Annotated in this window: 12 protein-coding genes; 2 read left to right on the forward strand and 10 right to left on the reverse strand. The window is 39.2% G+C overall.

Going from position 1 to position 12,230, the window contains the following annotated elements; genetic code table 11:
* Positions 1-17: 17 nt before the first annotated feature.
* The gene (gene rplI, locus J3U69_RS08475; protein ID WP_103752649.1) at positions 18-473 is read right to left on the reverse strand and encodes a 50S ribosomal protein L9; all 456 of its coding nucleotides are present in this window, start codon (positions 471-473) and stop codon (positions 18-20) included.
* A gap of 11 nt (positions 474-484) precedes the next feature.
* Positions 485-2,506, reverse strand: coding sequence for a DHH family phosphoesterase (locus J3U69_RS08480; RefSeq protein ID WP_220268799.1), 2,022 nt, complete (start codon positions 2,504-2,506; stop codon positions 485-487).
* A 341-nt stretch (positions 2,507-2,847) separates the two neighbouring features.
* Here J3U69_RS08480 and J3U69_RS08485 point away from each other — a divergent pair, with 341 nt between their 5' ends.
* Both J3U69_RS08485 and J3U69_RS08490 read left to right on the forward strand, forming a co-directional pair.
* Entirely contained in the window at positions 2,848-3,246 is a 399-nt protein-coding gene (locus J3U69_RS08485; protein WP_267413714.1) for a MerR family transcriptional regulator, read from the forward strand.
* 16 nt (positions 3,247-3,262) lie between these two features.
* Positions 3,263-3,586, forward strand: coding sequence for a DUF4260 family protein (locus tag J3U69_RS08490; RefSeq protein WP_267413715.1), 324 nt, complete (start codon positions 3,263-3,265; stop codon positions 3,584-3,586).
* Between the two features lie 111 nt (positions 3,587-3,697).
* On the opposite strand, the gene rpsR is transcribed toward J3U69_RS08490, so the two are convergent.
* From rpsR to dnaN, 8 genes are all read right to left on the reverse strand, one after another.
* Positions 3,698-3,934: a 30S ribosomal protein S18 gene (rpsR, locus tag J3U69_RS08495; RefSeq protein WP_090093298.1), complete on the reverse strand. Its 237-nt coding sequence runs from the start codon at positions 3,932-3,934 to the stop codon at positions 3,698-3,700.
* Between the two features lie 22 nt (positions 3,935-3,956).
* The gene (gene ssb / locus J3U69_RS08500; protein WP_103752645.1) at positions 3,957-4,484 is read right to left on the reverse strand and encodes a single-stranded DNA-binding protein; all 528 of its coding nucleotides are present in this window, start codon (positions 4,482-4,484) and stop codon (positions 3,957-3,959) included.
* Between the two features lie 50 nt (positions 4,485-4,534).
* Positions 4,535-4,831, reverse strand: a complete 297-nt coding sequence (gene rpsF / locus J3U69_RS08505; RefSeq protein WP_220220418.1) for a 30S ribosomal protein S6 — start codon at positions 4,829-4,831, stop codon at positions 4,535-4,537.
* A 198-nt stretch (positions 4,832-5,029) separates the two neighbouring features.
* On the reverse strand, positions 5,030-7,519 hold the full coding sequence (gene gyrA / locus J3U69_RS08510; RefSeq protein WP_267413716.1) for a DNA gyrase subunit A: 2,490 nt from the start codon (positions 7,517-7,519) through the stop codon (positions 5,030-5,032).
* Positions 7,520-7,528: 9 nt separating this feature from the next.
* On the reverse strand, positions 7,529-9,493 hold the full coding sequence (gene gyrB / locus J3U69_RS08515; RefSeq protein ID WP_103752642.1) for a DNA topoisomerase (ATP-hydrolyzing) subunit B: 1,965 nt from the start codon (positions 9,491-9,493) through the stop codon (positions 7,529-7,531).
* On the reverse strand, positions 9,486-10,622 hold the full coding sequence (gene recF / locus J3U69_RS08520) for a DNA replication/repair protein RecF (RefSeq protein WP_220268795.1): 1,137 nt from the start codon (positions 10,620-10,622) through the stop codon (positions 9,486-9,488). Before recF ends, gyrB begins: the two co-directional genes overlap by 8 nt.
* Before the next feature lie 5 nt (positions 10,623-10,627).
* Positions 10,628-10,849, reverse strand: a complete 222-nt coding sequence (gene yaaA, locus J3U69_RS08525; RefSeq protein WP_103752640.1) for a S4 domain-containing protein YaaA — start codon at positions 10,847-10,849, stop codon at positions 10,628-10,630.
* A gap of 217 nt (positions 10,850-11,066) precedes the next feature.
* Positions 11,067-12,197: a DNA polymerase III subunit beta gene (gene dnaN / locus J3U69_RS08530; RefSeq protein WP_103752639.1), complete on the reverse strand. Its 1,131-nt coding sequence runs from the start codon at positions 12,195-12,197 to the stop codon at positions 11,067-11,069.
* Positions 12,198-12,230: the final 33 nt, after the last annotated feature.

Genomic DNA, 12,230 nt, shown 5'->3' on the forward strand with positions numbered 1-12,230 from the left:
TTTTTATTAAATTAAAGTTATTCCTGTTCAGTAACGTGGACACGAATTTTGCCCTCTATGCCCTTAAATAACTTAACAGGTACATTTGTATAGCCTAAGGTTTTAATTGGCTCAGGCAGGTTTAATTTGCGCTTGTCGAGCTTAATTCCGAACTGATCCTCTAAGCCCTCAACAATTTTCTTGCCGGAAATTGAACCAAAGAGACGTGAATCTGAACCAGCCTTTGACTTAAAGTTGACTACAGTTTCATCTTGGTCAAGCTGAGCCTTAATTTTTTCAGCTTCTGCCTTTTCACTTTCGTAAGCAGCCTTTTCATTGGCTTCTACGCGCTCTAAAGTGTGCATGTTGGCCTTATTAGCCTCTTTAGCTAAACCGCGTTTTAATAAAAAGTTTTGGGCGTAGCCATCTGGAACGTTCTTAACTTCACCACGTTTGCCGCGGCCTTTAACATCTTTAGTAAAAATAACTTTCATTTTGCTTACCTCTATTCATTTTCTTTTTCATAAGTATCAACTGCATTAAGCAGTTTGGCAAGTGCCTCTTGAACTGTAACACCCTTAATTTGCGTTGCAGCATTAGATAAATGGCCGCCACCGCCTAATTTTTCCATAATTACCTGGACATTGATTTCGCCCATCGAACGAGCAGAAATGCTAATGGTGTCTTTACTGCGCCGAGTAATTGCAAAACTAGCTTCAACATTTTCCAAATCAAGTGCCGTATCCGCGGCTTGAGCAGTAATTATCGGATCAATAATCTGGTCATCATCACCGCACAAAACAGCCATTTTTGGCCTGATCATTTTTAGGCTGCTGACTAGGCGTGTGCGCTCAAGGAAACTATCGATATCCTCCTTAAGCAGTTCACTCACGCCAACAGAGCTAGCACCAATTGAGCGCAGATAGCTCGCCGCATCAAATGTCCGCGTTCCCGTTCTTAGCGAGAATTCACGTGAATCAACCGTAATACCAGCTAGCATTGCTGTCGCTTCCAAATCGGTCAAGACCCGCTGGCCTGAACTTGGTTGTTGATATTCTACCATTTCAGTGACAAGTTCACATGCGGACGAGGCATAGGGCTCAACGTATGTCAGCATAGGATTTTCAGGGAATTCTTCACCGCGGCGGTGGTGATCAATTACAATAATGCGATTCTTCAACCGGTCGTATAAATCTTTTGAATAAGTAATCGAATATTTTGAATGATCAACCATAACTAGCATTGACTTATCAGTTAAACTTTCCAAAGCATCGTCTGGCGAGATAAACATATCGGTGTCTTCTTTAACTTTTTGCATCTTGGCAACTAACCGGCCAACATCATAGTTTGTCTTATTGACGTCTAGCACAAAGTTCGCCTTAACATTATGCAATCTGGCAATCTTAACGACACCAATTCCACTACCCACTGAATCCATATCGGGATTAGCATGACCAACAACAAAAACCCGGTCAGCTTCTTTAAACAATTCACTAATTGCTTGGGAAACCATTCGTGCACGCACACGTGTCCGTTTTTCCATTGGATTAGATTTACCGCCATAAAAACGCGCGGCCTTTCCAGGTTGACTTAAAACAACCTGGTCACCACCTCGTCCTAAAGCCAAGTCAAGGTTAGACTGGGCTTGGTCAGCCAATTCGGTAATTAAACTACTGCCAAAAGCAATCCCAATCGATAAGGTCAATGGCGTATTATTACGGCTGGTTTCTAGCCGCATTTTATCCAAAACGGAGAACTTATCTTTTTCCATTTTAGCTAAATCCTGCATATGTAACAGTAGCAAGAAATGATCCTCATCAATCCGCTTAAGGTAGGCATTGTAATTTTTGGCGTAATCACTCAGAGTATTTTGCACATAAGAACTCGTAGTCGTTAGTTCCTGATCATGCATTGTTTCGCTTAGTTCATCGTAATTATCAATAAATACTTGGCCAATTGCTAACAACTCATTATTATATTTCTGTTCAATTTTCGCATAACGCGTAATATCAAGTAAATAGATCACACCCAAATTATTCTGGATGACCATTTCAAATTGGTGACCATCCCAATTCACAACGTGATTTTCAGCAGTTTTAGCCTTTAACAAATCATCAATTAACTTATCTAAATCTGGATCAACTGATTTAATCGTGTGTCCAATCAGGTCTTCATCTTTTAAATAAAGCTGTAAATATGGATTTACCCACTGAATTTGTCTGTCCTTGTCATACAGCAAGATGCCAAGAGGCATTTTAATCATCGCTTCTTGTTCGCTGCGCTTAATCCGATAAGACAAACTGACAGCAAAGTTATTCGCGTTACCAGCAAGTATATAAGCACCATAAACGGTACAAGCAACGGTCAAAATAAAAATTAGTACCATTGCCAAACCGAATAATGGATTCATGATCATCGCAACAATACTGCCTAAAAGTGACAGTGCCAAGATGATAATGACAGAAGCTGTCAAACGTGAATCCTTGATAAAAGCAGGAAATTCAAGCTTACGTAAAAAATCTTTCATGTAAGATCCTTCCTAAATTAATGTATAGTACATCATTATTATTATACCTTGTAATCACTTGATAAGAAACTCCTGAATATTAAGCTTTTATTGCTGCTAACAAGTAGCAGGTACCGGATTATCTTTAAATCAAGCTAAAATCAACTATTATCGCAGGCTGGAGCAGGCTGCTTGCTTTCCTTGCATCATTCTAATAAAAACTGGTGCTTAAAAATTAAAGTCAGCAAAACAGCGGATAAAAAGACACCTAGCTGGTGGTACTAGGCGCTATTTTTATATTATTAATTCTTGACATTGGAGTATACTCCAATGTGATACTGAATTCATGGAGGCTTTGGATAATGAAAATTGCTGCATTCGCTAAACTAGTAAATATTAGTACTGATACCCTGCGTTACTATGAAAAAATTGGGCTATTGCATCCCCAACGTAACAGAAACGGCTACAGAGACTACACTGATGCCGATGCTGCATTAATAAAGTTTATTACCAATCTGCGTCACGCACAGCTCAAGTTACCAGAAGTTAAACAAGCTGTTGCCTTATATCAAAGCCCTAAAAGCAATTACTGCGACAAAGAGACCTTAAAACTAGTAACGAAAAAAGCACAGGATTGTCAGCAACAAGCCATTTTTTATACCAAAATGACAAAAATTCTAGCTGAACTTAAAAACAAAATTGAAGAAGAAGCCTCCATTGACGAAATCGAAAATAGCTTAAAACAGTTAGGCGAATTATAAACTGGAAGGAAAAAATATGATTGCTTATCTTTATAAATTGGACTATCTTGTCGCACTAATTTTTCTATTAGTAGCATACTGGAAAAACGATGGTTCATTACTATTTTTTATTGCCTGGTACCTAGTTTTTGATCTTGGGGCAGCTGGCTATGCAATATCGCCTCAGGTGGGAAATGTTCTTTATAATCTCGGTCATTTACTTGTATTTCCGTTAATCTTTTTGACCATTTTGGCTTTGTTCCCCCATTTAAGAACAACCCAGTTAATCAACTTTAACCTAATATGGCTGGCACATATCTGCTTAGACCGGACATTTGGCTGGGGCTTAATGCCGCGATAAAGAATAATTTTAGTTTTGGGCGGAATTAGCTGCTGCTTTACAAAAAATATTTAATAAAACACAAAAAAGGCGGAAAATTAACTTTTCCGCCTTTTATTTTATTTGACTTAATTAGTCTTCAGTAACGAATGGCAACAAGCCCATAATGCGAGCTCTTTCGATTGCCTTAGCTACTTTACGTTGATTCTTAGCGCTAGTGCCAGTGACACGACGTGGTAAGATTTTACCTCTTTCGGAGATAAAACGTTTCAACAGATCAACGTCCTTGTAGTCAACGTAATCAATGTGGTTGGCTGCGATAAAGTCAACCTTACGACGACGATGGCCGCCTCTTCTTTGTTGAGCCATATCCTAGGTCCTTTCTTTAAAATTAGAATGGAAGATCATCATCAGAAATATCAATCGTGTCACCCGAACCAGCAAATGGATCTTGGGTATTATCAGATTGATTACTGCTATTTAGCGGATTATTCTGATTAGATGGTCCCATGTTTGGCGAATTATTGGTATTTTGATTACCAAAATTGCCGTTATCAGTTGGTGTAAAGCCACCATTTTGACCACGGGCTTCACGATCTTTACGTGATTCAAGCAATGCAAAGTTATCAACGACAACTTCGGTCACATATACTCTTTGCCCATCTTTATTATCGTAACTTCTGGTTTGAATTCGGCCGTCAATACCAACAAGTGATCCTTTAGACGTAAAGTTACAGAAATTTTCTGCTGCTTTTCGCCAAATTACACAGCTAATAAAATCCGCACCTCTCTCGCCTTGAGCGTTAGTATACTGACGATCAACGGCAAGAGTAAACGTAGCAACCGAGATTCCACTCCCAGTAGTACGTAATTCAGGATCACGTGTTAAACGGCCAACAAGTACAACTCGATTAATCATACTTTAGGTCCTTCCTTTCCTAAATCACGAAAACGATAAGTTGCTATTTTTTATTCGCCAACTTTGACAGTCATTGAACGCAAAACAGCAGTGTCAATCTTAGATAAACGGTCAAATTCGTTAACTGCGTCAGCGTTGTCTGCAGTGAAAGTCATAACGTGATAAGTTCCCTCACGGTATTTGTTAATTTCATATGCGAAATGACGCTTTTCCCAGTCTTTTGACTCAACCATCGTACCACCATTATCGGCAATAACCTTATCATAGTTTTCAACTAGCGCCTTTTTTGATTCTTCATCAATATCAGGCTTAATAATATAAGTTATTTCATACTTAGTAGTTGTCATTACTAGTGCACCTCCTTTTGGACTAAATGGTTCTTGCTAAAAATTCAAGAACAAGGAGTAATTTAGTTTTATTACTCGCAAGCTCTAATTTTAGCACAGAAACAAAAAATTACCAAACTATCTTCACGTGATCCTACAAGGAATTTTTTCATCCCTCACAATTAAATACGCAAAAAAGTCTGATAATTTTTTTCTTAATTATTCTTCTGATTCAGCAGTTATTTCTTCGTCATTTGCAACTTCTTGGTCTTCTTCAGCAGGCACAACAGCAAGACTTGCGACCTTACTACCATCACCAACTTTAATCAAGCGAACACCAATTGTGCTTCGACCAGTTTGAGAAACATCCGTAATCTTAAAGCGGATCATAATTCCGTCATCCGTGATGACCATAATATCCTGTGAACCATCTACTACAGTAACGCCAGACAATGGTCCATTCTTTTCCGTGACATTGGCAGTCTTAATTCCCTTACCGCCACGGCCTTTAACCGGATACTCACTAGCGCTGGTCCGTTTGCCGTAGCCTTTTTCAGAAATGACTAAAACTTCATCGCTATCCTTAACGACACCGGAACCGACTACATAGTCATGGTCACGAAGATTAATTCCCCGGACACCAGCAGCAGTTCGTCCCATAGAGCGGACAGTTGTTTCGTTAAAGCGAACAGCATAGCCCAAATGAGTACCAATTAAGATATCTTGCTTACCATCGGTTGGTAAGACATTACTCAATTCATCACCATCGCGCAGCGTTAGAGCAATTAAACCACTATTTCTGATATTGGCAAATTCACTAACGTGGGTCCGTTTGACAGTTCCCATCTTGGTAATGAAGAAGAGGTACTTATCATCTGCATCTTCAGGAATATTAATGATTGTCTGGATTTTTTCGCCCTTCTCAAACTGAAGGAGATTGACAATCGGCAAACCCTTAGCTGTCCGACCAAATTCAGGAATTTCGTAAGCCTTCTTAGAGTAGACTTTTCCCTTATTTGTAAAGAATAACAATAAATCATGCGTGCTTGAATACATTAAGTTTTCGATGAAGTCACCATCTTTAATGCCCATGCCTTTAATCCCTTTACCACCACGGTTTTGGGTCTTAAATTCATTAATCAGCATCCGCTTAATGTAGCCACTGTGAGTCAAAGTTAACAAGACATCTTGTTTTTCGATCAAATCTTCATCTTCAATCGAAACAACTTCTCCTTCGCCAATCTTGGTTCGACGATCATCACCAAAGCGCTTTTGAATATCAAGCAGTTCGTCATAAATAATCTCGTTAATTCGTTCTGGTCGTGCAAGAATATCTTGGTAGTCCGCAATTTTAGCTTTTAATTCTTTATATTCAGCTTCAACTTTATCGCGTTCCAGTCCGGTCAGGCGAACTAACCGCATATCCAGGATTGCTTGCGACTGCTTGTCATCTAATCCAAACCGACTGATTAACGCAGCTTTGGCAATATCACTTGATTCACTTTGACGAATAATATGAACAATTTCATCAATGTGATCTAGTGCAATCTTCAAACCTTCAAGAATATGAGCTCTAGCTTCAGCTTTAGCAAGATCGAACTTGGTTCTTCTAGTAACAACATCTTCTTGGTGTTGTAAGTAGTATTGCAGCATTTCCTTTAAGCTTAGGAAATGTGGGGCGCCATCAACAATTGCCACCATATTCATGCCGAAGTTAGCCTGCATCTGTGTCTGCTTGAATAAATTATTCAAAATAACACTTGCGCTGGCATCACGCCGAACATCAATGGTAATTCGCATCCCAGATTGGTCGGATTCATCACGAACACCGGTAATTCCGTCAATTGTCTTAGAACGAGCTAAATCAGCAATCTTCTTTACTAATTCAGCCTTATTGACCAAGTACGGAATCTCAGTAACTACAATTCGCTCACGACCACTTTTTTCGGTTTCGATATTAGTGTTAGCCCGAACAACAATGTTGCCCCGACCGGTTTCATAAGCGCGGTAAATACCGCCTCGGCCCATAATTGTTCCGCCAGTTGGAAAATCTGGTCCCGGAATTGCCTTCATCAACTCTTTAGTAGTTATTTCTGGATTGTCCATCAACATATGCAATCCTTGAATAACTTCAGAAAGGTTATGTGGTGGAATATTCGTGGTCATACCAACGGCAATTCCACTTGTCCCGTTGACAAGCAAGTTAGGAATCCTAGCTGGTAAAACAACTGGTTCATTTTCAGAGTCATCGTAGTTACGTTGCCAATCAATAGTATTTTTATTGATATCACGCAGCATTTCAACCGCGATTTTACTCATTCGTGCCTCGGTATAACGCATTGCGGCTGGTTCATCACCATCGACCGAACCAAAGTTACCGTGACCGTCCACCAGCATATACCGGTAGCTAAAATCTTGTGCCATGTGCGCCATTGCCAAATAAATTGAGGAATCACCGTGGGGGTGAAACTTACCCATAACTTCCCCAACTATTCTGGCCGATTTCTTATATGGTTTATCAGGTGTAACGCCTAATTCGCTCATTCCGTAAAGAATACGACGCTGGACTGGTTTCAAACCATCGCGAACATCAGGCAAAGCCCGTGCTACGATAACTGACATCGCATAATCCAAAAATGAACTATTCATCACGTTGGTCAAGTCAACGTTTCTTATTCTGTGATCTTGACTTTGGTTGTCGTTATCCATTTAAACCTCCTAAGCATCCAAGTTTTCAACGTACTTAGCGTTGCTTTCAATGAAACTACGTCTCGGTGCGACTTCGTTACCCATGAGTAATTCAAACACCTCATCGACATTTTTAGCATATTCCGGACTAACCCGATCTAGCCGCCTATTTTCAGGATTCATGGTCGTTTCCCATAATTGTTCTGGGTCCATTTCACCTAATCCCTTATACCGCTGAACCGTTGGCTTTGGACTTGGCTGCAAGCTGCCTAGGTAGTCATGCAATTCCTCATCAGTATCTAAATATCTGATTACCTTGCCTTGACGAACTTGGTATAGAGGCGGACGTGCGATATAGACATATCCTTTGTCGATCATTGGACGCATATAGTTGTAAAAGAGTGTTAACAGCAGCGTTCTAATATGGGCCCCGTCGACATCGGCATCAGTCATAATAATCAGCTTATGATAACGGGCCTTGGAAACATCAAAATCAGCTCCGAAACCAGTTCCTAATGCCGTAAATAATGACCGAATTTCTTCATTGGCCAAAATACGATCCATCGAAGCTTTTTCAACATTCAGAATTTTACCACGAATCGGTAAAATTGCTTGTGTTAATCTTGAACGGCCTTGCTTAGCAGAACCGCCGGCTGAATTACCCTCGACAATGAATAATTCTGAAATACTTGGATCATTACTTGTATTATCTGCCAATTTCCCTGGCAAATTAGCAATTTCTAAGCCTGATTTCTTTCGGGTAACTTCACGAGCACGCTTAGCAGCAGTTCTGGCACGTTCAGCTAACTGTGCTTTTTCAACAATCTTTCGGCCAACTTGCGGATTTTCCATTAAGAAAGCATTGAAAGTTTCAGAAAATGCCCGGTCAACTGCTGTTCTGGCATCGGAATTACCTAATTTGGTCTTAGTCTGACCTTCGAATTGTGGGTTTGGGTGCTTAACAGAAACGATTGCTGTCATACCCTCACGAATATCTTCACCAGACAAATTATCATCATTATCTTTCAGTAATTTAGTCTTATGAGCATAATCGTTAACTACACGCGTTAAGGCTGTCTTGAACCCTGCTTCATGCATCCCGCCTTCATAGGTATGAATGTTATTAGCAAAAGTCATCAAGGTTGTTTTATAACCCTTAGTATATTGCAAAGAAACTTCGACATTAATGTCGCTGAAAGTCCCCTCTACATAAATTGGTTTATCAAATAAAACTTCATTATCACGATTTAGGAACGAAACGTATTCTTGAATACCACCCTCATAGTGATAAACATCCGTCTCGGCGCTATCTTTTCGCTTATCCGTAAACGTCAGCTTTAAGCCTTTATTCAAAAAGGCTAATTCACGTATTCTATTTTTTAAGATTTTATCATCAAATGAAGTAGTTTCAGTGAAGATATCAGGATCTGGGAAGAAGTGAACAATTGTACCATGATCAGTCAACGGCACAGTACCAGTCATTTTCATTTCATGATCAACACGACCGTGATCAAAGTCAATAAAGTACTTTTTGCCATCACGCATTGTTGTAACATCCAGCTTGGTTGATAATGCATTAACTACTGAAGCACCAACACCGTGCAATCCACCAGATACTTTATAGCCGCCACCGCCAAATTTACCACCGGCGTGAAGAACAGTAAAGACAGTTTCAAGCGCTGGACGACCAGTCTTTTTCTCAATGTCAACTGGAATTCCCCGTCCATCATCTTGAACAGTTACGCTACCATCTTCATTGATGGTAACTTCGATCTTAGTTGCAAAGCCTGCCAAGCTCTCATCAATACCATTATCAATTATTTCCCAAACTAGGTGGTGCAAGCCTTGAGAACTTGTGGAGCCAATATACATACCCGGCCGTTTACGAACAGCTTCAAGCCCGCCTAAAACTTGAATTTGGCTGGCATTATATTTATCAGCTTCTTTTTCATATTGCTTGATTTGGTCGAGGTTGTCTTTCTTCTGATCAGCCATTCAATTTCCCCTCTTCTAAATAAATCTTCCCTGATTTAATCCGGTATACCTTAGGCTTTTTAATTATTTCCCAGGAAATACCTTCGAGATCTGTTGTTGTAATAAAAGTTTGTGTCTTACCATGAATGTAATTGAGCAGAGCACTTTGACGGTCATGATCAAGCTCACTCATTACATCATCGAGTAAAAGTAATGGATATTCGGCAGTTAAATGATGTACTAATTGGATTTCCGCAAGTTTAACACTAAGCGCAATTGTTCGCTGTTGGCCTTGCGAGCCATATAAATGTGCATCCTTGCCATCTAATTCAAATTCAATATCATCACGATGAGGTCCACTAAGAGTTGTTTTTTTCAGTAATTCGATCTTTTGATTTTTTTGGTAATTAGCAAGTAGTTTGCGATATACCTCTTCGACACTATCAGATTCAGTTACTTCCTTGACTGATGGTCGATAATGAAGTGTCAATTTTTCATTGCTGGAACTTATGTGTTCATATGCGTTTTGAGCATAACGATCTAAGTATTTTAAAAATTTAAATCGCCGAACAATCACTTCAGCTGCAACCCCAGCCAATTGATCGGACAAAACATCTAGAAACATCATGTCCCGTGCTTGTCCTTTTGCCAGTAATTTCAGATAGTTATTTTTTTGTTGCAATACCTGTCTGTATTTACCGGCAAAATAAAGATATTCCGAATTAATCTGGCCAAATTCTTGATCCATAAAGCGCCGTCTTTGTGTCGGTGCTCCTTTAATCAAATCCAAATCTTCTGGAGAAAACAAAATTGCATTTAACTGTCCAACATACTTTGACAGTTTGGCTTGTTCGATCCGATTAACCCAGACTTTTTTACCCTTTTTGGTAATTAATACCCTTAAGGATAAATCAATTTGGCTTTTATATACATGACCAGAAATATTTGCATAATCCTGGTCAAAAGCAATTAATTCTTTATCACTACTTGTCCGATGTGATCTCGTTAATGCCAAAAAGTAAATCGCCTCAAGCAGATTAGTCTTGCCCTGCGCATTTTGCCCGATAAAAATATTGACATTGGGATCAAAAACTACGTCTAATTGCTGTAAATTACGATAATTTTGTGCAATAAAGTGCTTGAGATACATTCAGGTTACCGAAATTCATATCTTTCTTGGGCAACTTCAATCTGATCGCCAGGTCTAATCTTTTTCCCACGGCGATTTTCCTTAATCCCATTCAAGATAACGGGATTTTCTTGCAGATACCACTTAGCTTGACCACCAGAAGAAATGATACTTTCTTCTTTTAAAAATTGACTGAGAGTGACATACTCACCCTTTACCTTAAACTCTTTGATAATATCCACCTTCATCACTTTAATTACCTATAGTTAAGTATATGCGTTTCACAGGTAAAATACAACTTTAAGCGCAATATAAAGCCCTATAAACGATTTTTTTATAAATAAACGTATCACAGTGAATGACAGTAAAAATAGAATAAGACGCCTTTTTTGTCTATTTTGAGAAAATTGCCAAAGAAAAGACCATCATTTCGATGGCCTTTTTCATTATTAACTAAAAGTTTGTTTAAAAAGTTCTAACTGGTGTGATTAATTGCACAAAGTCGATATCATCTTTATCTGGATTTACAGTGAAAGGCCGCAGAGGCTGGGTAAATTCCATTACAACCGAATCAGTTACCGAAGCACGCAAAGCATCACGCAAATAATCAGGGTTGAAGGAAATCTTCAAGTTCTTGCCTTCCAATTTCTTAAAGGCAACATCTTCTTCTACGTTACCAATTTCTGCCGATTCACCCGATAATTTAGCTGTTTGGTTTTCAGTATCTAGGGTTAAATCAACAACATTGTTGCGGCCAGCGTGAGTTAACAGACTTGCACGGTCAAGCGCGCTAGAAAGCTCAGCTAAATCAAATTCAACACTTGTTGTGCTTTCGCTTGGAATCAAGCGTTCAGTATCCGGATAGCTGCCCTCAAGCAAACGTGAATAGAACAGAATATTACCAATTTCAAAGAGTACTTGATTTTCACCCGGACAAACTTTAATTTCTGGATCAGTTTCCCCGATAATACGTGCTAATTCAAGCAGGCTTTTACCAGGAATAATTAAGTCAGTTTTAGCTTGTGGTCCATTTTCTAACGTCAATGCGCGACTCGAAAGCCGATGTGAGTCAGTCGCTACAGCGTGAATCCGCTCAGGACCAAAGTCAAAGTGAACACCTGTTAAAACCAGACGGCTTTCCTGGGTTGCAACTGCAAATTGGGTTTCATTAATGATTTCACGGAAAGTTTTTCCTGAGATGATAAAAGAGGACTCGTCAGGAATTTCCGGTAATCTTGGATAGTTATTGGCATCAAGACCATTAATCGTGAATTCACTATTTTCAGAGATGATTTGTGTTTGGAAACTCTCTTTTACTTCAAGTGAAAATTCCTTACCTGGCAAACGTCTAATAATTTCACTGAAAAACCGGGCTGGTAACACAATTGCACCAGTTGATTCAACAGTTAAATCTTCACTTACCGGAATTCTAATTTCGATTGAAATGTCAGAATCACTACCAGTTAAAAGAAGTTCATCTTCAGTTAAGTTGAGTTTGATTCCGCTTAATATCGGTATCGTAGCGCGAGAAGAAATAGCATGCATTACATTGTTTAGATTATCAACGAACAGATTTCTGTTTACGGTAAATTTCATTTGTTACCTCCTAGATTGGCATTTGTTTTATTT

The sequence above is a fragment of the Lactobacillus sp. B4026 genome (assembly GCF_026535825.1).
GTDB lineage: Bacteria > Bacillota > Bacilli > Lactobacillales > Lactobacillaceae > Lactobacillus > Lactobacillus panisapium.